This window comes from Dyadobacter beijingensis DSM 21582 (genome assembly GCF_000382205.1).
In the GTDB taxonomy this organism is placed as follows: Bacteria; Bacteroidota; Bacteroidia; order Cytophagales; family Spirosomataceae; genus Dyadobacter; species Dyadobacter beijingensis.
Genome location: NZ_KB907789.1, coordinates 1 through 24,400, shown reverse-complemented (window position 1 = coordinate 24,400; position 24,400 = coordinate 1). Strand labels below are relative to the sequence as shown.

General features: G+C 46.5%; 22 protein-coding genes and 1 pseudogene. 7 read left to right on the top strand and 16 right to left on the bottom strand.

The window, feature by feature from the left end:
* Positions 1 to 10: 10 nt before the first annotated feature.
* A complete protein-coding gene (locus H144_RS0118700) occupies positions 11 to 751 on the bottom strand; it encodes an SDR family oxidoreductase (protein ID WP_019943628.1) in 741 nt (246 codons plus the stop codon).
* Positions 752 to 914: 163 nt separating this feature from the next.
* Between H144_RS0118700 and H144_RS32170 the strand changes: the two genes are divergently transcribed.
* The gene (locus tag H144_RS32170) at positions 915 to 1,166 is read left to right on the top strand and encodes a nuclear transport factor 2 family protein (protein ID WP_157504967.1); all 252 of its coding nucleotides are present in this window, start codon (positions 915 to 917) and stop codon (positions 1,164 to 1,166) included.
* A 553-nt stretch (positions 1,167 to 1,719) separates the two neighbouring features.
* Here H144_RS32170 and H144_RS0118690 read toward each other — a convergent pair.
* Genes H144_RS0118690 through H144_RS0118680 form a run of 3 tightly spaced genes read right to left on the bottom strand, consistent with a single transcriptional unit; the run spans position 1,720 to position 3,207 of the window.
* Positions 1,720 to 1,956, bottom strand: a complete 237-nt coding sequence (locus tag H144_RS0118690; RefSeq protein ID WP_019943626.1) for a helix-turn-helix transcriptional regulator — start codon at positions 1,954 to 1,956, stop codon at positions 1,720 to 1,722.
* 49 nt (positions 1,957 to 2,005) lie between these two features.
* Positions 2,006 to 2,890, bottom strand: coding sequence for an IS3 family transposase (locus tag H144_RS0118685; protein WP_157504964.1), 885 nt, complete (start codon positions 2,888 to 2,890; stop codon positions 2,006 to 2,008).
* A gap of 5 nt (positions 2,891 to 2,895) precedes the next feature.
* The gene (locus H144_RS0118680; RefSeq protein WP_019943624.1) at positions 2,896 to 3,207 is read right to left on the bottom strand and encodes a transposase; all 312 of its coding nucleotides are present in this window, start codon (positions 3,205 to 3,207) and stop codon (positions 2,896 to 2,898) included.
* A 111-nt stretch (positions 3,208 to 3,318) separates the two neighbouring features.
* Between H144_RS0118680 and H144_RS0118675 the strand changes: the two genes are divergently transcribed.
* Complete coding sequence (locus H144_RS0118675) at positions 3,319 to 3,783, top strand: HEPN domain-containing protein (RefSeq protein WP_229207939.1); 465 nt, start codon at positions 3,319 to 3,321, stop codon at positions 3,781 to 3,783.
* 165 nt (positions 3,784 to 3,948) lie between these two features.
* On the opposite strand, the gene H144_RS0118670 is transcribed toward H144_RS0118675, so the two are convergent.
* The 5 genes from H144_RS0118670 to H144_RS0118650 all read right to left on the bottom strand — a co-directional run bounded on the left by H144_RS0118670 (position 3,949) and on the right by H144_RS0118650 (position 9,226).
* Entirely contained in the window at positions 3,949 to 4,752 is an 804-nt protein-coding gene (locus tag H144_RS0118670; RefSeq protein ID WP_026350804.1) for a DUF4198 domain-containing protein, read from the bottom strand.
* Positions 4,753 to 4,772: 20 nt separating this feature from the next.
* On the bottom strand, positions 4,773 to 7,103 hold the full coding sequence (locus H144_RS0118665; RefSeq protein ID WP_157505052.1) for a TonB-dependent siderophore receptor: 2,331 nt from the start codon (positions 7,101 to 7,103) through the stop codon (positions 4,773 to 4,775).
* 172 nt (positions 7,104 to 7,275) lie between these two features.
* Positions 7,276 to 7,683, bottom strand: a complete 408-nt coding sequence (locus tag H144_RS34380) for a hypothetical protein (protein ID WP_157504961.1) — start codon at positions 7,681 to 7,683, stop codon at positions 7,276 to 7,278.
* A gap of 163 nt (positions 7,684 to 7,846) precedes the next feature.
* The gene (locus H144_RS0118655; RefSeq protein ID WP_019943619.1) at positions 7,847 to 8,638 is read right to left on the bottom strand and encodes a ferritin-like domain-containing protein; all 792 of its coding nucleotides are present in this window, start codon (positions 8,636 to 8,638) and stop codon (positions 7,847 to 7,849) included.
* A 27-nt stretch (positions 8,639 to 8,665) separates the two neighbouring features.
* Entirely contained in the window at positions 8,666 to 9,226 is a 561-nt protein-coding gene (locus tag H144_RS0118650) for a ferritin-like domain-containing protein (RefSeq protein ID WP_019943618.1), read from the bottom strand.
* A 485-nt stretch (positions 9,227 to 9,711) separates the two neighbouring features.
* Here H144_RS0118650 and H144_RS0118645 point away from each other — a divergent pair, with 485 nt between their 5' ends.
* Positions 9,712 to 10,266 (top strand): fasciclin domain-containing protein, encoded by a 555-nt coding sequence (locus tag H144_RS0118645; RefSeq protein ID WP_019943617.1) that lies wholly within the window; start codon positions 9,712 to 9,714, stop codon positions 10,264 to 10,266.
* Between the two features lie 521 nt (positions 10,267 to 10,787).
* Here H144_RS0118645 and H144_RS33015 read toward each other — a convergent pair.
* Positions 10,788 to 11,165: a cysteine hydrolase family protein gene (locus tag H144_RS33015; protein ID WP_019943616.1), complete on the bottom strand. Its 378-nt coding sequence runs from the start codon at positions 11,163 to 11,165 to the stop codon at positions 10,788 to 10,790.
* A 208-nt stretch (positions 11,166 to 11,373) separates the two neighbouring features.
* The gene (locus tag H144_RS0118635; RefSeq protein WP_019943614.1) at positions 11,374 to 12,447 is read right to left on the bottom strand and encodes a serine hydrolase domain-containing protein; all 1,074 of its coding nucleotides are present in this window, start codon (positions 12,445 to 12,447) and stop codon (positions 11,374 to 11,376) included.
* Between the two features lie 304 nt (positions 12,448 to 12,751).
* Here H144_RS0118635 and H144_RS0118630 point away from each other — a divergent pair, with 304 nt between their 5' ends.
* The gene (locus H144_RS0118630) at positions 12,752 to 13,309 is read left to right on the top strand and encodes an antirestriction protein ArdA (RefSeq protein WP_019943613.1); all 558 of its coding nucleotides are present in this window, start codon (positions 12,752 to 12,754) and stop codon (positions 13,307 to 13,309) included.
* A 168-nt stretch (positions 13,310 to 13,477) separates the two neighbouring features.
* On the top strand, positions 13,478 to 13,798 hold the full coding sequence (locus tag H144_RS0118625; RefSeq protein WP_063826412.1) for a helix-turn-helix domain-containing protein: 321 nt from the start codon (positions 13,478 to 13,480) through the stop codon (positions 13,796 to 13,798).
* A gap of 627 nt (positions 13,799 to 14,425) precedes the next feature.
* On the opposite strand, the gene H144_RS32160 is transcribed toward H144_RS0118625, so the two are convergent.
* The 3 genes from H144_RS32160 to H144_RS0118605 form a co-directional block, all read right to left on the bottom strand.
* Positions 14,426 to 16,639 carry a peptidase domain-containing ABC transporter gene (locus H144_RS32160; RefSeq protein ID WP_019943611.1) on the bottom strand — a complete coding sequence of 738 codons (2,214 nt, stop codon included), beginning with the start codon at positions 16,637 to 16,639 and terminating at the stop codon, positions 14,426 to 14,428.
* Positions 16,640 to 16,733: 94 nt separating this feature from the next.
* Positions 16,734 to 17,948, bottom strand: a complete 1,215-nt coding sequence (locus H144_RS0118610) for an HlyD family secretion protein (protein ID WP_019943610.1) — start codon at positions 17,946 to 17,948, stop codon at positions 16,734 to 16,736.
* A 74-nt stretch (positions 17,949 to 18,022) separates the two neighbouring features.
* Positions 18,023 to 18,241 (bottom strand): hypothetical protein, encoded by a 219-nt coding sequence (locus H144_RS0118605; protein ID WP_019943609.1) that lies wholly within the window; start codon positions 18,239 to 18,241, stop codon positions 18,023 to 18,025.
* A gap of 640 nt (positions 18,242 to 18,881) precedes the next feature.
* On the opposite strand from H144_RS0118605, the gene H144_RS0118600 reads away from it, so the two are divergent.
* Positions 18,882 to 19,139, top strand: a complete 258-nt coding sequence (locus H144_RS0118600) for a helix-turn-helix domain-containing protein (protein ID WP_019943608.1) — start codon at positions 18,882 to 18,884, stop codon at positions 19,137 to 19,139.
* 901 nt (positions 19,140 to 20,040) lie between these two features.
* Here the strand turns inward: H144_RS0118600 and H144_RS0118595 are convergent.
* Both H144_RS0118595 and H144_RS33395 read right to left on the bottom strand, forming a co-directional pair.
* A complete protein-coding gene (locus tag H144_RS0118595; protein ID WP_157504958.1) occupies positions 20,041 to 20,496 on the bottom strand; it encodes a hypothetical protein in 456 nt (151 codons plus the stop codon).
* A 138-nt stretch (positions 20,497 to 20,634) separates the two neighbouring features.
* Positions 20,635 to 23,220: a PAS domain S-box protein gene (locus tag H144_RS33395; protein ID WP_019943606.1), complete on the bottom strand. Its 2,586-nt coding sequence runs from the start codon at positions 23,218 to 23,220 to the stop codon at positions 20,635 to 20,637.
* Positions 23,221 to 23,744: 524 nt separating this feature from the next.
* On the opposite strand from H144_RS33395, the pseudogene H144_RS34880 reads away from it, so the two are divergent.
* Positions 23,745 to 24,400 (top strand): annotated as a pseudogene (locus H144_RS34880) (transposase); the annotation flags it as partial.

The following is a 24,400-nucleotide window of genomic DNA, read 5'->3' as shown; positions in this document are numbered from 1 at the left end:
CCAAAAAAAGTCAATCCTGAACAGCCGGGCGGATCACAATGTCGCCAACGTCCACCTGATCCGGCTGGCCAATAGCGTAGGCGACTGCTTCCGCAATGGCCGTGGCGGGAATGGCAATTTCGCTCGCCCGCTGCGTCAGAACATCCCGGATGGATTCATTCTTGATTTTGCCCGCGAAGGGTGTATCCACGAACCCGGGCGAAATGCCGGTCACACGCCAGCGGCCTTTTGACTCTTGCCGCAATGCTTCGCTGACGGTCCTTACTGCATTTTTGGTAGCCGCATACACACCCATCGTAGGCACAATACTAATGCCAGCCGTCGAAATGATGTTGATAATATGCCCGGAACCCTGCGATTTGAAAACGGGCAACGCAGCGGCAATGCCATAAAGTGTACCTTTCAGGTTCACGTCGATCATCTGCTCCCAACCTTCCACATCCACATCCTCCAATAGTTGCAGCTGGCTAATGCCTGCATTATTTATGATCACATCCAAACGGCCAAATTCGTTCAAAGCTAATTGGATCAGCGACGCGACGTCGGTTCGTTGAGTCACATCCATTGGCAGATAAGCCGCTTGACCTCCCGCTTGCTGAATGCGTTCTGTTAAGCCAGCTAAGAGATCCGCCCGTCGGGCACCGAGTACGACTTTCGCGCCCTGCGCTGCCAGCAGTTCCGCCGTGGCTTCACCAATCCCGCTGCTTGCGCCGGTAATGACCACTACTTTATTCGCAATTCCATTTGTCATATCGTAAGTTGAATGTTACGATACAAAATTCTGGAAAGGAACTGCCGGAAGTGTAGCCGAAACTGTTGAATGTGTAGTCGGGAATTGCGATTAAATCTCAATTTATACCGGGATTATAGAAACTAGTCATGACGTAAGTTTGGGGTTTAAAACCAACAATACTATGGACTACCAAACACTGCTTCACCAGCTCTACCAGGATTTTAATGCACGCCGGATCGATGCCGTACTGGCGCATATGCATACAGACGTAAGCTGGCCCAATGGCTGGGAAGGCGGCTACGTGTCCGGGCACGAGGAAATGCGTGTTTACTGGCTGAGGCAATGGCAACAGATTGATCCGGCGGTCGAGCCGATTTCATTTGAGGAAAAGCCGGATGGTCGGATGGCAATCAAGGTTCGGCAAATCTCATAAATCTTCGGTATTTGAGGTTTAATCCAGCATCGTCAAACTTTTTTTACGATATCATACCGCAAAAACAAATCTACCACCATTTCTTTCAGACGGGCGTTTTCCTTTCGTAGGTCACTTCACTTTCATTCAAAGTTGTCCACTTTTCGCTGACGATTTACAGGTATCTTCAGCGGACACCCCCAATAAATGGCTCAAATCGTTTGATGTTAGAAAGCTGCTAAACATTTCATCGGGTAAGTTGTTAGCTCTCAGAGCTAATCGTCAGCTCGCGTTTGTAAGATTGGGAGGAGTGATGTCCCTCGCCGGCCGGAATACGTGGAGATTTATTTCCTTCAATGTAAAAAGACTAAGGAAGCGGCGAGTGAATTCCATCGGCATTATTCACAGCGGTCTTGGCGCTCTCCGCGGGGAGAGGTAATTGGAGACAGGAAACGTCTGGCTTGGCAATGGATTTGGAATAGAAGGTGATCAGACTTTTTCACACATCGGAACAATTCCGCACCTTAATTGAATTCCTTTACGGTTCAGGCGAGCTCTATTCCAGTTTAAGATTTTAGTCAGAATCCTCCAAAATAAATATTTCTTCGGCGATGATGCCGAAGACCCTGGCTATTTTCAACGCCAACACAGCAGAAGGAGTGTATCGGCCGCCTTCTATCGAATTGATAGTTTGCCGACTTACCCCAACTTTTTCTGCCAATTCAGCTTGCGAGATATGATGTTCTGCGCGTGCAACTCTAAGGCGATTCTTCATGATAATGACTCTTTGTTCATCCGGTGCAATGTCCATCGAAACATTATGATAAAGAATACGAGTATGGTATTGTCTTGGCCCCTTATTAGTTGGACACTTCTTCCAGCACGGTTAAGGCGTTTGGCATAGCTTCTTCCCATTTCTTTTGGGGTGTGGTAAAGCCGATGGAGCGGTGTAACCGGCGTTCATTATAATGCTTGATGAAACGCTGCAACGTTTCTTTTGCCTCGTAGTAACTGGCAAATTCATTACGTTCAATCACCTCACGCTCCAAAATACTGTGAAACGCTTCGATATAAGAGTTTTCTTCTGGTGTTGCTACGTGTGTAAACTCTTGTCTGACTTCCGAATTTTTCAAAAAATTACGCACTTTGTTAGCGATGAATTGGCTACCGTTATCATTTCGCAGAACGACGCCTTGTAACTGATGAAAATGGTTGACGCGGCGCAATAAATTTATTAAGTCCAGTTGTCGAATGCTGCTCTGGAATATCCAATCGACGATTTTACGGGTAAATACATCTAAAATACACAGGAGATAATAATTACGTCGCTCACCATTGATCCAGATATACTTAATATCCCAGCAAAGATACTCCAGGGGCTTTGTGGCTTCAATTCGCCGAAATTGAACAAAATCCCGCTTCCCAGCCGGTCGAATCATCTTTCCCAATAGTAGGTCATTGGCTAGCATCAGGCGGTATACCTTCTTCTTGTTGATTATATATTCCTTTTTCAGTTCGTGTGTAATGTATTCATATCCAAATGCATTAAATTCAGTATCAATAAGTTGCCTAATCCGTGCGGTCACATCTTCGTTTGATACTGAAACCCCGTCTACGGTCATAGTTTCACGACTAGGTTTTACCCCTGGTGTTCCCTGTCGTGGTTTGTAGTATGTTACACTCCGCGGTACTTCTAACCACCGGCACAACTCTTTTCGGGTCGCATTAAGCTGATATCGTGCCATGATAGCTATCTTTTCCTGGGTCCGATAGGAGTTTTTTTTAGCAGCTCGCTTTTTACCTCCAATTCCAAAGCTTGCTTGGCCACAATCCGCTTAAGTCGCTCATTTTCTTCTTCAAGAGCGCGTAATTGAGGATCGACACGGACATATGAATCGCGAAGGCCATCCTTACCACTGTCTAAATACTTTTGCCTCCACTTTCTCAAAAGTGATGGTGACAGGTTGTACTTCCTACTGACATCAGCATGGCCGTCCCGAAGAGATTCCTGTACGATCGAATAGCGATCTTCGGCGCTGAATGTTCGTCTTTGTTTACTCATGATTCCCAAATTAAATGGACTAAACTGTTTTTACAATTTTGTCCAACCATTTAGGGGGCTAAGACAGCGTGTACCAGCGAGAATCTGGTTTATCAAAGAAGCGCTTCACCTTTGCCGAAAGTACTTTCTGAAACGCTCGAAGGATTGATTGAGCGGTCAAGACATGTTTTTGCAATCGGAATGTGCAAAGCCCGAAAGTTCTTCGAGGGAGCAGGGTACTACCGGCAGGTAAGTGAGCACGCACTGTCAATGTTTATGCTTCAACAAGCTACTGAAACTACATTTCGCACTACCGCTATCGCGCTTTATGGAAGCGAGCGGCGCACCCATTCCATCAGATCGCTTAAAAGGTTCAATCATAGACTGGCTCCCCAATTGAATGAAATCTTTCCCGGTGACGCGCCAGACGAAGAAAGGCTCTTGCAGCTTTTGGAAGACGCCTATCTTGAAGCCAGATATAATCCGCATTATCATATCAGCGAGCAGGATCTTCATTTGGTATCCTCACGTGTCTCACGCCTGCTGGAACTGGCCGAAGCGGTATTTGAAGAACGGATGACTGCAATTAGAGTCTAGCGGGAGATGTGGCTAAAGGGCCTTTCGCTGGATGAGCTTTGGTAGGCTCCCCGTGCAAGAAAACACCCTTTCCCTCAATTGGGGAAAGGGTGTAAGCATTACTTTTACCTTTGCAAGTTAATATCTGATCAGGCATTTGCCTTTCAATTCGACGGGAACGACTACTCAATAAAACCCGAAAGTATAGCTGCCCCAGTAGCTCTGCCAGTCGGCCTCGGCACTGTTATTGGTTGGCGTCATGTGTACCGTGCTAATCATCCATTTGCCTTCGTTGCTGATGGGAAATACCACTTCACCATGCGCGTTGCTACGCAGGCTCTCGTGCGTTGCTTTTCCGTTCACTATATGCCACGCCAATACCAGGCTGTTCCTGACGGGCTTTTGCTCGAACAGCACTTTAAATGTGACCGGTGTACTTTTAGTTACCGAATAAGGGTTGGTTTTAGGAATAATCTCCAATGGCATTCCGGTGTTCAGCGCGAACGTCTGGTCGTTTTTTCCCCCCACCTGAACGAGTGTTTTCACGCAGCGCTGATATAATTCTTTACCCGGTTTCAGTGTATCCCCTTTTTCAAGACGCATCTTGGCGACATTGTCGAGACCCTCGGTACGCAGGTATTCGTTGAACTTCTCACTTTCCAGTTCGATGAATTTACTCGTGTTATTGAATGCTATCAGGTGGCTTCCCGGTGTTGAAAAGGCAATTTCAAAATGGCTCAAACTATCGCCTTTTACGCTCGCCCGAATGTCTTTGGCCTTACCGCCGGCGTAGTGGTCAAGCATTAATATCTTGTATTTTAGGCCGTTCGAATGTTCTCCCTGGTAATCCTCCCCAACCATCAGAGTGACAAGCACCTTTTCATTTTCTTTTAGCAGAAATCTGACTGGTTCCAGCCAGAACTCATGCGCGTAACCGAGGGGAGCGAGAAGCAACAAACAGATTAGTACAACAGGTCGTGAAATCTTCATTTGAATTGGAATTATTTGGGTCAAAAAATAAGGTAGCTGACACCTACTCGGAAGTTAATAGGGTTTCCCAGCGAAGCGACGGTCACCCTTGATAAACCGCCATTATAGTAGTTGGCATTGGTAAAATTGTATACATTGAACTGTACATTGTATCTGCCCGCCTCGTAATTCGCCATCGCATCCAGTACGGTGGAGGCTGGTATAATAAAGGTTTGCGTGGCCAGATTGCCTACCTGTTCGCTAACGTGCCGCCCACCCACACCAAAGCCCAACCCTTGCAGGACGCCGTTGGTCAGATTGTATTTGAGCATGACATTTGCGATATGTTTTGGTGCATTCACATACCTGAAACCTTCTTTCCCAATGGAGCTTGTGGAGGTCAGTACATGATCATTGAATGCATAACCGGTAATAATACTTAGCGTTTTGATATTTCCTTGGATGGTAATCTCCGCACCACGGCTACGTGTCCCTCGTACAACGGTTTGCTGATTTGGATTGGCTGCCGTCGGATTCGGGGCAAGGATATTCTTGTAATCGATATTGTAGACGGCTACCATCGTCGATAAGATTTTCTTGAAAAAATCACCCTTGTAACCAACTTCGAACTGCTCTGAAGTTCTGGGAGGGAAAGGCCCACCAGCACCGCCATTGTTAGATAGTTGCGGAGCAAATGACCGGTTGTAGCTCCCGTAGAAAGACAAGTTGGACACAGGTACGTATACCAGCCCTATGCGTGGTACCCAGGCTTTTGCGGCAGATTCGTCTCCTTGCAGGTCGTCACGTTCAGACAATGGCGTCTGTTTTAAACGGTAGTGATCATAGCGCAGGGACAGCAGCGCTTTGAATTTTTCTCCAAAACTTATCTGATCCTGCAAATAGCCCCCGATCAGATTGGTGGCCTGCTCGTTGTCATCGTAGTAGTCGACCTTTGGGTTAACGGGTGGAACATCGTTGCTGTAATCGGGGTGCAGTATGGAAATCCGGGTTGTGGGCGAGCTGCGGTAATCGTTCTTATACCAGCCAAAACGGTTATAGTCGACACCGCCCAGCAAACTATGTCTGACTTTTCCGGTACTTATTTTATAGTTGGCAAATGCGGTCGTTTGCGCATTGAACTGATCATAGTCCCAATAAGAGTAACTTCTGCTGATGGAGTCGTTACGGATCGCTCCCGAAACAAAATGGTCTGCAAAGTTGAATTTGCTCCTGACGTACCGCTGTACAAATGAAAATGTAAGCCCGCTGCCAGCCTGATGTGTAAAGGTCAAAGTGGCCGAGCTGTTCTTGGTTTTTCCAAAATCGGACGGGCTTTGGACTGTGACATTTTTGGGATAATAGTCAAAGTCGAATGTTCCGTCCGCATTGCTCTTCACATATCTGCCTCGGTCATATTGTTGTACCGCTCGCTGGTAAGCATAATTTACTTCCAGATTCAGACTTGTGCCGGGAGCAAAGTTGTAACTCAGCGACGGCGCCAGGAAGAAGTTCTTAACCTTTTGATAATCCCTGAAACTGTTTGTACGGTCGTAACCTACGATTAATCTGTACAACAGCCTTTTGCTTTTGTTGAGCGGCCCGGTCGCATCAACGGAAAACCGGGCGGCATTCCAGGAGCCATAGGCCGCCGTAAATTCGAAGCGGTTTTCCTGCAAAGGCTTCTTGGTGACAAAATTGATAATTCCCCCCGGCATGCTTTCGCTCAACAATGCAGAAGCCGGGCCCCTGAGGATTTCAACATTTTCAATATTATAAAGCAAAGGTTGCTGGCTCCAAAGATACAAGGTACCGCGGATGCCGTTGAACGTCGTAAAACTGGCATCATTTGGATTATAACCCGTAAATCCTCGCAGCGCAAAACCGCCCATCGAATTATTGGCTTTGACACCCGTCATCAACGGAGTAATGTCGTTTAGGGTAAAAGCCTGACGGTCTTTAATAATCTGATGCGAAATTACCTGAACCGATTGCGGGACTTCCAAGAGCGGGGCGTCCGTGCGGGTGGCTAATGATGAAATACTGGTTTTATATTGGCTGCCCGTACCGGTAATTGTTATCTCTTCAAGTTGTCTTTGGTCCCCGGATAGTTGGAGATTGTGATTTACCGTTTTGCCTGCGAAAACAACCACATCTTGTTTTAGCGCTATGTAACCGGTGCTGGAAACCAACAAAGCGTACTTTCCGGCTGGGATATTTTTTAACATGAAATACCCGCTCTCATTGGTGTATGTAGCGAATTCTGAATCCTGAATCCGGACATTGACCTGAGAAAGTGGTGCATTTTCAAAAGAAATAATATGCCCCGTAAGGTTACCCGTCTGGGATTTACATACCTTAGCCGCGCTCAGCATGCAAAGAATGATGAAGGAAAATTTAATCATTGAGCAGTCAGAAACTGTTGGAGTAAATGGAATTCTAAGAAAGGTTGGATTCCTGCCGAATAGACGGGAGATTTCAAGGATCAGGCCTCCTCTTTATCGATAAAAGGAGAAAGCTACATCGATAAAAGGAGAAAGCTACAACTCAGGCAGTTGCCAAATGTCTGGGGGGAGAAAATATAGAGCAGGAAATTTCTGGATGTGAAGATTCTTTGCATCCGGGGAAAACGTGCCCGATAACAACAAAAAAGAAAGAAGTCTTAGGATCAAGATGTTCAACGGGGACATGGCAATCGACCGCGCTGGTAATAGAAATTTGCAGGTGGCCACTGTCATCCCGGGCATTTACACAGCGCGTTTCCATCACTTCTTCCATCAGACTTTCCAGTCCATCCATGCGCATGTACCGGCGGTCTTCGTAGCGGGCATGTTCGGAATAACTTTTTTCCACCATGACCATATACGGCACCTGCTCTGGCCTGCTGATAAAGCCCGCAGCTGCTACCCATAGGTAGTTAAGCAAAACCACGAAAGCTAGCAGACGAGGCGACATAGTTGATGCAAAGTAAACCGTGTACAGATATACGGCAAAATCATCTCTGCAGATTTTCTGCAACTAAAAAAACCGCCAGCGTAACGCCAACGGTTTTTCAACGTATCCTAAACATCCACATCTAATGGATCTCTGGTGAGCGCAAACCCGCTCTGAAGCTCAATCAACCTTTTATGAATGGGCCGGCAATCGCCAGTACCGCGTCTTTTGTCAACGGCTCGTCGAACGCTTCGGTAATAGCAGCGTCCGTTTTCGAAGCCAGGCCTTTGATATTTACTCCGCCTTGAGTCATATTGTCTTCACCAGCGTAAATGGCAGGTACCGCACCTTCCTTGCCCGTGATCCACCCTTTCATAGCAGGCATACCGAGTAACGTCGCGGCGAGCCTCCGGGCAACAGCCGCGTGGCGGGCTTCTACGGAGTGTACCTGCAAAGCGTATTCGAGAATTTGCGGGTCGGCGATCAAAACTCCGGCCTGGCCTTTATATGCCCGCACACCTGTATCCTCAAGGGCGCTCGAAACTGTTACAAACGTTTTGTAATTACTGAAAACATCAGCAAATGCGCCTTTGTACGTAAAATCGAACATCGGTTTAGCAATCGCTTTCGCGCCAAGTGCTTTCACCAGGAACGCTACGTGTTGCGATTCGTGCTTGCCAATTTGCATGAAAATCGACTTGTCCGATGCGGGTATCAGGTTCGCCGCTGCAAGCCCGCCTTTGTAAAACTCGTCTTCCAGGTATTCGAGGGTCAGCGCGTAGTTAAGTACATCAATCGCCGCCGAAGATTGGGCAAACGCCTTGTTTACAATCGCTGCGAATGCCGTCGGAATAGCAGCCGAGGCCAGTTTGCTTCCAACCTTGTTCATAAAATGACGGCGTGAGGCGTATTCAAGCCTTCCTGCTGCGTCGCCGTCGATTTGCTGAAACTTGTCTATTATTTTGAAAATATCCATTATGTCTGATCAGGTTAGTGTGAATGATTACTGGCCGACGTGAGCGCCGTTGATAGTCTCCCTAACGTAGACCTTAACAGCCGAAAGAATGTCGCCAGGCGCAACCGCCTTGTCGAATCCATTCATATCGACAATGTCGTCGCCAGCGAAATCGGCTGATTTCGGATTGATCAGATCCCGGATTACCGCAGCATGGCGTGCTTCTACGGAAACGATCTTTCCGGCCAGTAGCAGGTATTCCGGGTTTTTAATGAGCTTTCCGGCACCGTTGTAAGCAGCCACACCCGTATCTTCGAACAATTTGGCTGCGCCAAGTACGGCAGCTTTGCTGGAAAAGTCGATTGCGTCGAAATTAGGGGTTAAACCTTTGATAGCCTTATTACCCAGCGCCGCTTTGAAGAACTCGCGGTGTACGATCTCATGGTCGCGGATGTCTGTAAGAATGGCCTTCTCAGCATCGGTAATACCTGCATATGGAGAATCAACCACCTTGGCATAAAAAGCAGCCTCAAGCTGTTCCAGCGCATAGGCATAGTTCAATACTCCAAAATCCCCGTCTCCGAGGTCAACAACATCCGAGCCAGGCATGGGATGATCTTCTTTGGTACAGCCAGATACAATCAATATTGTTCCAAACGCCGTTGTCAATCCGGCAGAAGTTAGAAACAGTCGTCTGTTGACTAGTGATACTCCGTCGTCGTCTGACCTCCGGGAGCTGTACTTCGTGTTTGTGTGCATAATCTTAGTAAGTAAAGGTTAATGAGCATTTCTCTTTCATTTTGAATGAGTTTCGGCAAGACTTACGCCGACTTTTTAGGATCAGATCAAAACCAATGAAAATATTTTCTCTAACCAATTCTTGGTTTTGTCCATAGAAGCTATACGTTTTTGATGTATACGTATGTGTTTGAAAATAATTAATTATCCGTAAATCAGTTTATTGCAAATCAAAAGCACTCTTTCTGACCTGAGTATTAATGCATAGTGATCCAAAAGCAGATAGGCAAGCGTAGATTGGTCGTGTTGATCGATTACACACACTTAACTGTTCACTTTTCAAGCTGACTTTCACAATGAAAAAGCTAAATTTCTTTCTCTCACTGATCACATTGCTGGTGATTGGGAATTATTCGTTCGCACAGGAAAAAACCGTAACCGTTGGTGGGGCGCCCATGTACCCATCCAAGAACATTATTGAAAACGCTGTTAATTCAAAGGATCACACTACACTCGTTGCAGCCGTAAAAGCCGCCGGATTGGTTGAAACCTTGTCCGGCCCGGGCCCGTTCACAGTGTTCGCACCCACCAATATGGCATTCGACAAACTACCCAAAGGAACCGTGGATATGCTGGTAAAGCCTGAAAACAAAGAGATGCTGACCGGCATTTTGACTTACCACGTGGTAGCAGGCAATATGAGCGCAGCCGACCTGATGAAGGCCATCAAGAATGGTGGTGGTAAAGCAATGTTGAAAACCGTTGCAGGTGGAGAGCTTACTGCTATGCAGAAGGGCAAAAAAATCGTCCTGACAGACGCGAAAGGAAACCTCGCAATGGTCACAATTGCAGATGTTTTCCAGTCAAACGGGGTAATTCATGTAATCGATACGGTTTTGATGCCGAAGTAAGCAGTATCCATCAATCGTCTCAATTCAACCTGAGGCGATTGATGGTAAAATTGTTGCCGGCAAAAGAAATATCTCAGACAGTTATTGAGATTTTCTTTCATTCTTTTATTCCTTCTTTCAGATTTGTGCTGACAGGTTTTAAGGATTACTAACCATTTGTGGAGACTAATTGCGTACGAGCTCAAAACCAATGCAAATAGAATTCCGGGTTACCCCATTTTACTTACACTGGTTAATTCTGTAAAGGAATTGTAGCCGGTTTATTTCGATTTTATTGGAAAACCTTTTTCTCGAATATTGAAGTTTTAAACATAGTAATTGCAAAATTTTTCACCAGATGTGTGTCTTTTTGTCAGTTTCTTCTCATGATCTTTTTGGCAATCAGCGTTCAAGAATTGAGAGGCCTAAGTGAAGTTGATGTTATCTCGAATGCTTTCTGAATGATATAGATTCTTTTATGTTCTTATCCGAAGAAGATGATTGTATCGCCGCTACATAAGAATAAATGAAGTGAAATTGATTCATCTGATGGCAAATTTTTGAAGAAACTCGAGATGGGGTAACACTTCAATTTTTCCCTTTGTAGGGATCATGTTCTTCCATACCCAATTGTAGTGATCAATCACCTGATGGGCTCTCAGACTCGGTCTGTTACCAGTGGTATGCCCATCTTCGATGACAGTTATGCTATAATCCTTGGAAACCGCTGACTGAATCGTCGATTCAACGCAAAAGTCTGTGGCGCAGCCTGTAATGACCAATTCGTTAATGGCTAGGGCGCCCAGTTTCTGCCCGAGTTCCGAGCGGTAGAACACATCGTCGGCATATTTGTCAATGCGGATATCATCTGTATCAATTTTTAGATCATCCAGCAATTCCCACTCCGTAGTAAAGGGCACGAACTAGTTCATTGTGCTACCATCATGCTGAATAAATAACACCGGCCAAGATTTCGCGCGAAACGAATTGATTATTTGCACGACTCCTTCGGTGTTTTGACGAGGGGTAGCTGCTGTAAACGAGCCCTTTTGCATGTCAATTACCAGGAGCGCTTTTCTGTTGATCATCTGAACTGTTTTTTAAGTAAAGTTACTTGCCTGGGAATGTTTAGGACTTCCAGAGTAAATCAATCAATTTTCTCCATTCGAAGTAATCGGAAAGCTCCCCGTTCATCAAAATAATCAGCCCTTTTTTTGAAAATGGGTCATATAGCATGTAGGTGGAGATACCAGGGCCATGTCCGCTATGACTGTATGTGGGTGTCTCCGTGTTGAGCAAATACATAAACCAGGTGTGGAAGCCCAGGCTCATGTCCATTGGCGTCAAAAGTTGTACTGACCTAGCTTCAATAACACGCTTACCAGCATACGATCCGTCGTTTGACCAGCACGCAAGAAACTTCGCCAGGTCACTTACCGTGCAGCGGAGTTGACCTGCGGGATAGTCCGGGAATTTACCCTGGGGCAATTTTTCATACCGGCCGAGCGAGTCCGAATACTCATAAGGTACTGCCAGCCGGTCTGATCGAAATGGCTCTAAAAACCAATTGGTATGATGCATTTCGAGTGGGGTGAATAGATGCGCTTTGCAGTACTGGTCGAATGGGATCTTCGCAATCCGTTCGACAAGATAGCCTAGCAGTGCAAAGCCAATATTGGAGTATTCGAACCTGCTACCTGGTTCGGCGCCGGTAAAATTCTTATTCGCATAATAGTGCTTGCCACTGGTAGATAGATAGTCCGCAAGGAATGTGCCCAATGGAATATCGGCTCCCTGATATGTATTTCCCCAAAATGGAAGCAGATAGTCCATGTTATCCGCTATCGACGATCGGTGCCTTAACAGTAGCCTGAACGTGATCGGAGCAGCTGGAAACGATGGATTGACAACGCGAAATGGGAGGAACCCGTTTATGTCATCATCCAGTTTGAAATATCCCTTTGCTTCGAGTTGCATAACCGCCGCAGCTGTTATTGTCTTAGAAATGGAGGCTATGTGAAAGACCGTTGAATCTGTCACGGGTACTTTCTGCTCCATGTCTTGGAAGCCGTTATAGTGCGTCCAGGAAACTTGGCCGTTTTCAACCTTTGCTGCGGCAAGGCCCGGAACATGCAGGTCCTTCAATTTCCCGATAACCAGCGAGTCAACCTTTGGTGTCTGGGCATGGGCTAACGCAGCCAATAGGTAAAATGCTAATAACAGTAAAGGGCATCTCATAAACTGCGGAAAGAACGATACTTGAACGGGAGGCGAAGTTAACAATGCGATCAGTGCAAACGAAAGTTACAAAGTAAAAAATGACGGTTGCAAGCCTGCACTGCGTCATCCGGCTTTTTAGCTGAACCCGCATTAGCCAGCCGCACCTTAAACCGCCGGATGGGCTTGCAACCAGGGGGGCAAGCCCCGTCATTTTTTCTTTGAGTGGAAGGCAGCGATTGTCCTGAGCACAAAGCCGGGGCCTTAGCTACTTAAATACCTTTCAATCATGAGAAATCTCGAACATATTCCAAGAATCTATGTGGGAACATATGGCCAGTACAACAATGGGTCGCTCTTCGGTAAATGGTTTGACTTGACGGACTATGTAGACCGCAAAGAGTTTCTGCAAGACTGTTTTGAATTTCATCGAAATGAACTGGATCCAGAGCTCATGTTCCAAGACTGGGAAAACATCCCGGACTTCTTGATATCAGAATGCAGCCTTCATAAAGAAGCGTTCGCTTACTTTGAAGCCACCGGTGAAATGGACGATGAGACTGCCGAAGCATTCAATATTTACTGTAAGCAGATTAACTACTGGCCGTCCAACGGATATGAATTGGACGACCAGCTAGAAGGTTTCCGGGAAAGCTACCAAGGATTCTTTGGCGTTTCAGGGAAGGATGCAGCACTAGAATACGCCTACCAATATGTCGAAGACACAGGTTTGTTGTCAGGCGTGCCACAGGCTATTGAACGTTACTTCGACTACGAAGCTTTCGCTAAAGACTTGTTTTTAGAAGGATACAGCGAACACGAAGGTCATATCTTCACAGATTATTGAAGGCAAAGTGCCGTTCGATGCGGGTCGCATCGAACGGCACTTTATTCCTTTTGTTCCAGCAGGAAAAATAGGAAGCTAGTATCAAGTGCTGACTATTATTTTCCGGTCAAAAACATCGATTGATACGCGCAGTCGATGTTTTTGATTGTTAACGTAAAGCAGGCAGCAATGGAAAAGAAGGGTAAGCAATTAGAGGAGCGTTCAGCGTTGTTCACGCATCAATTAGTCACGTTGGCGGATTTGGAAAAATTTAAGGAGCAAATGCTCTCTGAGATGAGAAAGCTAATCTCAGGTGGAGGCACACAGCATTCGAAGCAATGGCTCAAATCTCGGGAAGTAAGGAAGCTACTTGACGTATCACCCGGTAAGCTGCATGCGATGCGTGTAAGTCGTCAACTCAGTTTCATGCGGATAGGCGGTGTGATCTATTACGATAGGGCAGACATCGACAAAATGTTTGACAAGTTTAAAACTGCTGCGGTCAAATGAGAGGTAAACGATGCTCGGCTGGCTTTGGAAACCAGTGTCCCCCTGACGAAATACAGGTCAGGGTTTATTTTTTGCAACATGGATCGACTATTAACGAAGCAGCTAGTTTTTTCAATCATTACCGCTTGAAGAGATGGCTATAGCGCGACGGTCAGCCGTTCAAAAACTGGAAACAATTGGCCTGGACCTGGATATTTTATCAATGATGAGCTGTATCCAATAGGTAAGCTACAAGTCACATCGAAAGTATGTTGCAGTAGCAGTTAAAGGTGGCATTCGTTTGATCTGTCCATCCATTTGCTTCGGATTGGACAACGGCAGTCTCCGGGGAAGCGAAGCGGGATTGCGTCGAATAGGGGAAAATCCGACCTGTCACTATTTGTAGAATTTGAATCGGTTTCCCTTTTTTCTGAGGACAACCTACGCCGTCGATGGCTTATCATACACCGTCCGTCTATGTTAGAATAGGAGGCTGTTTTGCTCCCGTTTTAAATGGTTACGCACCCACCGGGATATTTGCGTGTAACTCGCATGATATAGACAGATGAACCGGTATTTTGTGTACAAATTTGTTAGGGTGCAGCTTGTCCTGTTGGGAAAATTGAAAAGCATCTGGCTGCTTTGCCTCTAGCCGGGTGAAGAATTAATCCCATTTCTTGATCTTGCAAATGGCTTTTCATTTTGTAGCGTGGGGAATTGCTGTTCCCACATGTCAAAGTATCGCCCCTTTTGACTGATGAGTTTTTTATGGGTGCCTTCTTGAACCAGTTTCCCATGTTCGAGTACAACGATCTTGTCAGCATTCATGACGGTGCTAAGTCGATGCGCGATGATGATGATCGTTTTGTTTTTCTTTCTGAGCGACTGGATCGCGAGCTGAATGTGCTGCTCAGATTTCGAATCCAGCGACGAGGTGGCTTCGTCTAGGATCAATATCTCAGGGTCGCGGTACAGCGCCCGGGCAATGGCCAATCGCTGTCGTTGTCCACCGGAAAGACTGGTGCCGTTTTCGCCGATGTAGGTGTTGAAGCCATTCGGGAGATTTTCGATAAATTTCATGATGTCCAGTTCCTGGCATATGGACACGATTTTTTTCATATCCGGCTCGAATTCGCCAACGGCTATATTGCTGATCACGTTTCCTGCAAACAAATGTACGTCCTGGGGTACCGCGCTCACCATTTGCCGCAGACTGTCGTTGGTCAGGTATTTGATGTCGAAGCCGCCCAGCTGTATGTTTCCTTGTTCGATAGGGTAAATGTTTTGCAGTAGCGCGAGCAGTGTGGTCTTTCCCGAGCCGCTTTCGCCCACTACGGCGGTAATCTTGTTTTTGGGAATCACCAGGTCAAGTCCTTCAAATACCGTCACCCGCGTTCCATAGCGAAAATGGACATTACGGAAATGTATGTCACCGATCATGTCGGGCGTTAGTATGGCTTTATTTTCCACCGATTCCCGTTCGATGTCCATGATCTCGAACAAGCGATCGGCAGCAATGGAGGCGTCCTGAATGGTTTTATTCATGCCGATCAGGCTCGATACCGGCCCAGTGAAGTACCCGATAATTGCGTAGAACGATAACAGTTCACCCGGGGTAATGATGTTATTGAGCACGAAAAGAGAACCGGCCCAGAGTAAAATAATAGTAAAAGCACTCGCAACAAAACCACTGAAATCCCCGATCCAGAGTGAATTGGTGTTGGATTCATAAACAGAGCGGAGCATGCCCACAAAGCGTGTTTCGGTGCGCATGTTAGTGAAATCTTCCAGCCCGAACCGTTTGATCGTACTAACCGAATGGATGGATTCCACCAGCTGCGCTTCTAGTTCGGCGGAGCTTTCCATCAGTTTCCGTTGTGTGGATTTATTCATCCGGTTGGAGAAAAAGTAGATCACCGCATACAGGGGAACCACACATAGCATGATGAGCGCCAGTTTCCAGTAATAGGTAAACATCAAAACGAACGAGAAGAGCAGGATAAACATGTTCACGGCAAACCCCACGAGGACGTCATTGATGAAAACGCGGATCTTCACCGCATCATTGATCCTGGAAATAATCTCACCCACGCGCATATTATCAAAGAACTGCTGTGGCAGGCGCAGCAAATGTTTGTAATAGCCTAATATCAACCGGGCGTCGATCTGCTGGCCGGTCTTGATGGTGAGCAGCGTTTTGGCATGGTTGATAATGATTCTGAAAAACAGGATACCGATCATGACCACGCCCATCAAGTTCAGCAGGTTACGGTTGCCTTCCGGTAGTACATTGTCTACTATCTTTTGGAGGAATATAGATGTTGAAAGTCCGAGAATGGTATAGATGATAGCGCCGATCAAAACCTGCACGAGTATAGCGTTATGGGGTTTTATCAGGTACCAGAATCGCTTTTGAACAGATATTTTTTCATTCCCTTCCAAAAATGTATCGCCTGGCTGAACTAAAACGAGCACGCCGGTCCAGATGCTTCTGAATTCGTCATAACTCATAGGGATGATTTCACCCCGTGCAGGGTCCATCACCTCTACCGTGCTGCCGGTGATGTTGTAGACGACCACATAATGATGCAAGACCTGCTTGATAATCACGTGCGCGATCACGGGCACGGGTACATGAGGTAGTTGTTCAAAGTCGGCTTTCACACCTTTTGACGTGAATCCCAGCTTGGTCGCAGCTTCTATCAGCCCCAGGACGTTCGTGCCCTTCTGGTCGGTCGAAGCATACTGGCGAATGCGGGCAACAGGGATTGTCAATTTATAAAAGGCCGCGATGGAAGCCAGGCAGGTCGCCCCGCAGTCCGTCAGGTCGTGCTGCTTGATAACCACATCCGCGCGGCGCATTCTGCCGCGTGAGAAAGGAATGTTGCTAGAAATGCGCTTCAAGAATGCGGCGATTTTCGCCCATAAACTCAAAAATCCGGAAGTTCCCATGCGATCAGTTCAGGGGTGGGGTTTCAGTAGTGGCGACCAGGTTCGGGTTAAGCCAATCATCCGCTTTATCGTAGAGCAGTTGAAACAATGTGCGCTCGGTAACCAGAAAGCGCGCCTGCAAGGTCATTCCCTTCTTCAATTTACCTTCGTAGCCGCTTTTTAATGTAAGAGAGCTCTTATCCAACTTGCAGCGTACCTTAAAGTACGGCGGTTGTTTTCCGTCCGTATAAACGTCGTTGGAAATTGAAAGTACCCTGCCGGTAACCAGGCCCCATTGGTTGTAGTTATAGGCATCGACTTGCAGCCTGGTAAGAGTACCCGGGTGGATTAATCCGATGTCTTTCGGCAGCACATACATTTCAGCGATCATCGCCTCATCGGGAGATATTTCGGCTAAAAATTCATTGGAAGCGACAATGCTGCCCGGCCGTAGTCCTTTCAACTGCTGGATGGTCCCGCTGATCGGGGCTTTTACGACATAGTAATCTTTCTCGCGCAGATACTGCTGATCCTGCGAGTTCAGTTCACGGGATTTCATTTGCAGCTGGGTCAATTCGGACTCCCAGCGTGCCTCTTCCTCTTCCATAATGGTTTTGATGCGGTTCTTGGCCGTGGTATGCAGCAGTACCGCCTTGTCAAATTCGGCTTCGGAAATCGCCTTGACGTCGTGCAGGATCTTGTTTCGTGCAAAGTCCTTCTCGACAGTAAGGAGCGTCGTTTTGGCATCCGTGATTTTTTGCCAGAAAAGCGCGAAATCCTGTTTGTACAAACCGCTGACCAATCCCGGTTTTTTACTCCAGTTATTGGTCCGGCTCAAATGCAATAGTACTTTCAGATCGCGGATCTGATTGTCAAAATCCGTTTTTTGGGCCTTAACAAGCTGATTCTGCTCTTTGATTATCTCCGCCTCGATTTTAAGCAACGTCTGTCCTTTTTCAACGCGTTGATTTTCGGCAACAAATACCGAATCGAGCCGCCCGCTCACCAGCGCCTTGATTTCATTGCGGTCGTCGGAGGCGCGAATAATGCCCGTACTTCTGACGCTGACATCAACTGCGATGAGAAACATGGAAATGAATCCCACGATAATGATCAGCAACAGAAGCTGATAGATTAAGTTCGAGCGTGTGTGATGCTGGTGGAAATGATAGTCGGATGTGTATTCCAGTATTTCGGGCGGAAATATTTTGTTGCGGGTACTGCTGTGATCTTTGTCCATGTGCGTGTCATTTTCGAACCAAAAAACGGGGGCAACCTCAGCTGCCCCCGCTATTTTTTGACTTATCCAATTCCTTATCCTGTTATAGAATTAAATATTCCTCCCAGATCAAGTCCTAATCCGAACTGGGTTTTTTCCGAGGAGCCGTCATCATCCACTGATTCGTTGCTGAAGGCCACGCCCAATGATCCGAAAAGCCCGCCCGAAGAGGCAGAGTCACTACTGTTTCCAAGGCCTAACAAACCGCCATTAATTTCTTTCATTTCAGTCGCATTCAATTCTTGAAATTTCATAACTCATAAAATTTAGTTAAAAATAGCTTACTCTTTCTCAGGTTTTCGGCTACCCCTGCTGAACGTTGCGTTCGGTGATAGTGGTTAAACTACCGTGCCAATAGTTGATTAAGTGGCTGATAATCAAATAGCTGAAAGGAGTAAAATACAACTATCAGGAATATTGCAGATGATCTGAATGCAGATCGGCATCGTATCACGCACGCGGTTCCTTATACCATGAACAGGTAATTGGAGACCTATCAAGAGGTCTATTCCCGACAATTTTTGGCAGATTTCATGCATTGGCCTTTTGTCGGGGGCTGTCGACCGGCCACGACAGGCGTGAAGTATGGTTGCACCTGAAAAATAGTGACCTATTTGTCTACAATCAGAGAAACTAGGTCTGCAACAAAGATTTTGAAATATTGGTCGGGTGGGATTAGGGTTATCCCATCAACTTTTACGCTTTGTGAGGGTGACTTGTTTCGCTTTGATACTCAGTTGGTTAGTGTGACATTTCTTATTTATTACTGGATTTTGCAAATAATTTGGTGCTTAAAGGTCGTATTTGTGTCGATCCACGATTGGTATTTTAATCGTACGTTTCCGATAGGAACTTGCCGCGGCAAGTTTTGATTGGAAACAAACCAGCAATTTCATGGATGAATCAATAGGTTTCCGGGTTAGGTCAGTAGCATTGAATATCAGGAAAATCAGGGAGTACAGAGATTATACGCAGGAGTATCTTGCAATGAAACTAGGCATCTCCCAGAACGCTTACAGCAAAATAGAGCTCGGCTATACCCGTATCACATTGGAACGCCTCATTCAGATCGCTCAAATTCTGGGCGTGGATTCGGCCGACCTTTTCCATGCGGATTCAGAAGGGTTGGTTAGACTGTACAAGACTGGTTAAATTCCAAGACTTTGCTCTAACGTATTGCTGGCTATGCAATGCTGAAGCAGATATAGGGAGGGACCATTGTGTCTGATCATGGTGAAGTAAGTGCGCCTGCCTCTGGTGTGATTTGATTATTGAATAGGAGTGCGATCGAAACAGACCGCGAGCAGACAATTCCAGCGGTTCCTGAAATTAGCGAGACCAAAAGTATACGTATTGGGCAGCGTCAATATAGCTCCCGTCGGTGAACGCCGGGTGTGTGAGGAGCAGAGGCATACTAAAGTGAATGACCGCCAATAATGAATCCCGAGAAAGTGTTTTCTGCCAACCTTCGGGGCGCTGGGCAATGCTAAACCTTAACCGCTAACCACATAAGTCATAGCCCCCATCAACTTACCGACTAGCGGTCTAATCATTACACCGGTACTTAATGGCTAGATTAGCGCTGCAAAAAGTTTCGCCCAACGCCTATTGCCTAATTAGCAACTAAGAATAACCGCATGATTAGATGGCCACCCAAGGGTGGAGACCTTACTCCATTTTTTGAATTGGCGTTGCGTGTTAATGCCAATGCGATTAATCATTTTGGATGACCTGATGTAAACCAGTCGTCATCAATAGTCTTTGCAGGGGAATTGCTGCCTCGAATCACGGAGCGACTGTAGCATGTAGGCCGAGAACAGGAGCTATGCCACAGTTAAATTGTCAGTTCCCCCTCGACAAGTTATCATTCCGGACAGCGCTAGGCGATTTAAGGCAAATTTTTACGATTTGGGCCAAGTCCAGCTTTTGCAGCTTAGAGATATTTTTCTTGACATGTTCGCATTCGAACAGTGTTTATAATCATGTTTGCGTTACAGCGTAGATTTTGATCTTTATCATTTCCTTCTCCTAGGGAAGTCAATACTAACAAATGTCAGCTTTGCCATATGCTTCCAATTTCAAGTTGATATATGATATCAACCAGGTCTTCAATTTGCATTGATGAAAAAGTACGTTGGCTTTTACATGCCGATCTTATCGTGTCAGAATCGGCCTGGGAAATTTTGATTGTTTGGGCACCAAGTACTTCGTTATCACGTGAAGCGTCCGAGATTAAAAGCATAAAAGTGAGCTGGCGGGTGTCTAACCATGATGTCGCGCTGAGTTTTCTTAACAGGGGCATGTTTAAATGTATCAGGATGTTACATCCGACGCATTCACATTGGAACAGGATAATTGGTATAAAACAGAAAATTTTGAATTTATAACTCCACTTACCTGTTGCCATCGCCTTCAAATCCACCTTTTTCAACCTGGCGTAAACATCCAGATGGGTTTGATAGGGGCGGAAATAGCTCTGTCTGCGGTTGAAGTTTGCAAAGTCGGTCATAACGAAAATTCCACCCAGGTATAAAATCTCATGCCAGCAGGAGATGCTTTTTAGGACCATTCTTATTTCCCATACACAGGGTAACGGGTTACCGCAAAGAGTTATAGGTCTTGCCGCGTCATAGGCACAAAAATGATTTTATTCAATTGGTAGATAGACAAAGAATGTAGCTCCCTTGCCTAGTGTACTGGATGCATACAATTCACCGCGGTGATTTTCGACCACCCTTTTGCATATGGCCAGGCCAACGCCGGTGCCAGGATATTCGCCTTTCCCGTGAAGACGTTGAAATACCTGAAAGATCCTGTCAAGGTACTTGGTGTCAAAGCCGATACCTTCATCCGTGACCGAGATCTGGTGATATGCCTTGACGGCTGCGTGGCCGGGTATTAGTGCGGGCAGCTGGCCGGATGAAATGACTTCACTGGATATTGAAATCTTAGGAACGCGGTCAGGTGGTGTGAACTTGATTGCATTTGAAAGTAAATTTTCAAATAGCTGGGACAGCTGCATTTGGTCCCCTTGCACGACTGGAAGCTCATTGATCAAGATTTGCACCCCGCGCTGCTCAATCAATAGGTCAAAATTGACAAGTATGTCAGCGATTACCGCGTCCAGAGAGACCAGCCCGTGGTGTTGTTGTCTGGTTGAAACGCGCGAGAAAGCCAGCAGATCATTGATCAGTTCCGACATGCGCGCCCCTGCGTTGTTGATCCGCCTAATATAATCCCGCGACCTATCTGTCAGCTGGTCCTGCAAATCTCGCGTGAGCATCGAGCTGAATGCCTGGATTTTGCGCAGAGGTTCCTGTAAGTCATGGCTTGCCACATAGGCAAATTGCTGCAGATTTTCATTGGAGCGGACAAGGTCCTGATTGGCAATAGTTAATTCATGTGTCCTTTCATCTACCATCTTTTCGAGATGCATGGACAATTGCTGGTACTGCTGATGGCTCTGCCGCAAAGCTTCTTCCGCATTGCGCTGGACGGTAACATCGGTATTAATCGCAATAGCTGCTATAGTATTGCCTTCTATCACAACCGGCGAGGCAGCACAACGAACTACATGCTGCTGTCCAGTCAACCGGTGCCGCACCAGCACATCTTCTGTGACATGTTCTCCGCCCAGTGCCCTGGCAAATGCTTGCCGTTCTACGGGTATGAGCTCTCCGGTTTTCCAGTTTCGTGTCTGGATCTCATCGGCAAGTATCGCTATGTTACGGTTTAGTTCTTCCCGGGTTGAAAACCCCAACTGGTCGAGTGCGGCCTGATTGGCCAATGTGATCCCTTCCAGGCCACCGACATAAATACCATCGGAAATACTTTCAATCATGGTCCGTAAAAGCTCCTCGTTTTTTCGTAGTTGCTCTTCGGCTAGCTTATGATTGGTAATGTCAATGAAGGCAGCCACGCCGATCTCAACGTTTCCTGATGCGTCAAAGACAGGTACTGAGTTCACCGTCGCATATCCCCAAGTACCGTCACCCCTTAGCAGTTTCATTTCAGCGCCGACAACGGTTTCGCCTTTCAGTAATGTCCTGACCATAGGCATCGACTCTAAGGGAAAGGGTTCATTAGTTTCCGGGTCGAACAATTGCCACCTTTCATAGGCATCCATGTCTTTGCTTTCTCTGAAAGGATGTCGAAATATCTGTTCGACTGGCGGATTGCCATATATAAGCTGCCCTTTTGCGTCGGCAATTAATATCCCCACAGGCACTTCTCTCAAAATGGTCTCCAATCGTTTCTGGTCGGATTGTAACTTGCGCTGGGACAAAACTTGCAAGGTGACGTCAGTTGCCACCACCAGGATCCCGGATACAAGCCCGGTACTGCTATTTTGCCTGGGCTGATATGCAAGATCCACATATATTGTTTCCAAATTCCCATCCTTAATCAAGTTACAGGCCACTTCTCTGGCTACATAGGGTATGCCGGTGCGTAATACTTCCTTTAACAGTTCGTCAAAGCCCTGTCCTTTTAGTTCAGGTAAGGCCTCCAGAAGCGGTAACCCAACAAGTTGTTCCGGCGTTCTTCCCACCAGCGAACCGTAAAAAGGGTTGGCCATCCGGAAGGAGAGCTCTTGATCGTCAAGTAAAGCAATACCAATTGGGGATTGTTCGAAAAAGGATAGCAGGGTTGCTTCGCTCTGGCTAAAATCAATCCTTCCGCGCCTCTCTTGTTCGGCCTCTTCCAGACGCTTTTTATTGCTTTCAGCTAGCTGTTGGTTCGCTTGGTGTAGTTCAATTAGATTCATAACCTGCCTTCCCAGTGCCAGCAAGGCGTGCTGTTGATCACCACTTAGTTGACGCGGTTTTTTATCTATCACGCATAAGGAGCCCAAGACGAAGCCATCGGCAGTCACCAAAGGCGCGCCCGCATAAAAGACAATATTGGGCTCGCCATTTACCAGTGGGTTTTGGGCAAAACGATCGTCCATACGGGCATCCTCTATCACTAACAGATCCGTTGCGCCATCCAGATTGTGGGCGCAGAATGACGCCTGCCGCGGTGTTTGGGAAACGCCCAACCCTTGCCTTGATTTAAACCATTGACGATCCTTGTCGACCAGGCTAATCAGTGCAATAGGGGTATCACAAATGAAAGTGGCTAATTTTGTAATATCATCGTATGCTCGTTCCGGCATTGAATCCAGAATATTGTATTGCAGTAGCCTGTTAATGCGCTCTTGCTCGTTTGATGCTGTTTGTGGATTTACAGGCATTGTATTAACGGGATGAATGGAAAGAGATTGGGCACGACTTATTTTTAGACAGTGATGAAGTATTTATTGGCCAGGCTTGGTGGCGAAAACCACTCCAAGTTTAATCACATCCTGAGTATTAATACAAAGGACTATGAATATCCGGCTGGATTTCCACGATCGAAAACAACTTGCTAGAAGCTCATATTGTCCCGCGTTACGTACAATTTGCACAGTTTGATCTTAATACGCATGGATGTGTCATATCTGAAACAATTTTCTTATAGGTAACAGTAGGTGCATTTCTGTTGTTCAAAACTTAGGCTGTCTACGACAGGATTATCAAGTACTGCACCTGCTGTCCAAGCTTACCACTTTGCCGGTAAGATTTAAACAAAAGCCGTGCCTTCGGAAAGTCTAAGAATTGATCCAACGCCTGTCACCGCGACTTTTTTGACCTCCCCTGACCTCCCCCCGGCAAACGAGACAGCTGAAAACTAGAGATTTTCGGTGGCAAAAACGGATCAAAAACGTAATTTGTCACTATGAAAAAGTCGAAATTTACGGAAGCGCAGCCGGGTGGCCGGTGCCATCGCTTTTGCGCTTAGACAGTCTGAGACAGGTACACGCGTCGAGGAGATCTGCCGGCAGCTCGGAGTTTCCCAAGCGACCTTTTTTAACTGGAACCGCGGCGGCGGACCGCAAAAAGTACGGCGGCATGGGCGTTGCCGAACTGCGAAAGCTGCGTCAGTTGGAGGAGGAAAACGCCCAGTTGAAAAAGCTTGTCGCAGATCTGAGCCTGGACAAGCAAATGCTTCAGGATGTTATTAAAAAAAAGCTGTGAGGCCTCCTTACAAAAAGGAAATGGCCAATTGGCTTATTTCGAATTATCGCGTCTCAATCCAAAGAGCATGCCGGTGTGTGAAATTGGTTCGGGCAATGTATTACTACAAATCGCACCGTCGTGACGATACATTGCTAATGATGCGCATGAAAGAAATCGCAAATACGAGGGTTCGATATGGGTTCAGACGCATTTTTGTGCTGTTGAAAAGAGAAGGGTTTAGTGACAATCATAAACGTGTTTACCGCATTTATAAGACCTGCGGGCTGAATTTGCGAACTAAGAGGCCAAGAAGAAGCCGAAGCGCAGAGCACCGATTGGAACGTCTGGACACTCAAGGAATAAATAAGGTGTGGA

Bases quoted from the DNA above. Each gene is read 5' to 3' on its own strand.
- H144_RS0118700 (WP_019943628.1), bottom strand. From the start codon at position 751: ATGACAAATGGAATTGCGAATAAAGTAGTGGTCATTACCGGCGCAAGC.
- H144_RS32170 (WP_157504967.1), top strand. From the start codon at position 915: ATGGACTACCAAACACTGCTTCACCAGCTCTACCAGGATTTTAATGCA.
- H144_RS0118690 (WP_019943626.1), bottom strand. From the start codon at position 1,956: ATGGACATTGCACCGGATGAACAAAGAGTCATTATCATGAAGAATCGC.
- H144_RS0118685 (WP_157504964.1), bottom strand. From the start codon at position 2,890: ATGGCACGATATCAGCTTAATGCGACCCGAAAAGAGTTGTGCCGGTGG.
- H144_RS0118680 (WP_019943624.1), bottom strand. From the start codon at position 3,207: ATGAGTAAACAAAGACGAACATTCAGCGCCGAAGATCGCTATTCGATC.
- H144_RS0118670 (WP_026350804.1), bottom strand. From the start codon at position 4,752: ATGAAGATTTCACGACCTGTTGTACTAATCTGTTTGTTGCTTCTCGCT.
- H144_RS0118665 (WP_157505052.1), bottom strand. From the start codon at position 7,103: ATGCTGAGCGCGGCTAAGGTATGTAAATCCCAGACGGGTAACCTTACG.
- H144_RS34380 (WP_157504961.1), bottom strand. From the start codon at position 7,683: ATGTCGCCTCGTCTGCTAGCTTTCGTGGTTTTGCTTAACTACCTATGG.
- H144_RS0118655 (WP_019943619.1), bottom strand. From the start codon at position 8,638: ATGGATATTTTCAAAATAATAGACAAGTTTCAGCAAATCGACGGCGAC.
- H144_RS0118650 (WP_019943618.1), bottom strand. From the start codon at position 9,226: ATGCCTGGCTCGGATGTTGTTGACCTCGGAGACGGGGATTTTGGAGTA.
- H144_RS0118645 (WP_019943617.1), top strand. From the start codon at position 9,712: ATGAAAAAGCTAAATTTCTTTCTCTCACTGATCACATTGCTGGTGATT.
- H144_RS0118630 (WP_019943613.1), top strand. From the start codon at position 12,752: ATGAGAAATCTCGAACATATTCCAAGAATCTATGTGGGAACATATGGC.
- H144_RS0118625 (WP_063826412.1), top strand. From the start codon at position 13,478: ATGGAAAAGAAGGGTAAGCAATTAGAGGAGCGTTCAGCGTTGTTCACG.
- H144_RS32160 (WP_019943611.1), bottom strand. From the start codon at position 16,639: ATGCGCCGCGCGGATGTGGTTATCAAGCAGCACGACCTGACGGACTGC.
- H144_RS0118610 (WP_019943610.1), bottom strand. From the start codon at position 17,948: ATGGACAAAGATCACAGCAGTACCCGCAACAAAATATTTCCGCCCGAA.
- H144_RS0118605 (WP_019943609.1), bottom strand. From the start codon at position 18,241: ATGAAATTTCAAGAATTGAATGCGACTGAAATGAAAGAAATTAATGGC.
- H144_RS0118600 (WP_019943608.1), top strand. From the start codon at position 18,882: ATGGATGAATCAATAGGTTTCCGGGTTAGGTCAGTAGCATTGAATATC.
- H144_RS0118595 (WP_157504958.1), bottom strand. From the start codon at position 20,496: ATGACCGACTTTGCAAACTTCAACCGCAGACAGAGCTATTTCCGCCCC.
- H144_RS33395 (WP_019943606.1), bottom strand. From the start codon at position 23,220: ATGCCTGTAAATCCACAAACAGCATCAAACGAGCAAGAGCGCATTAAC.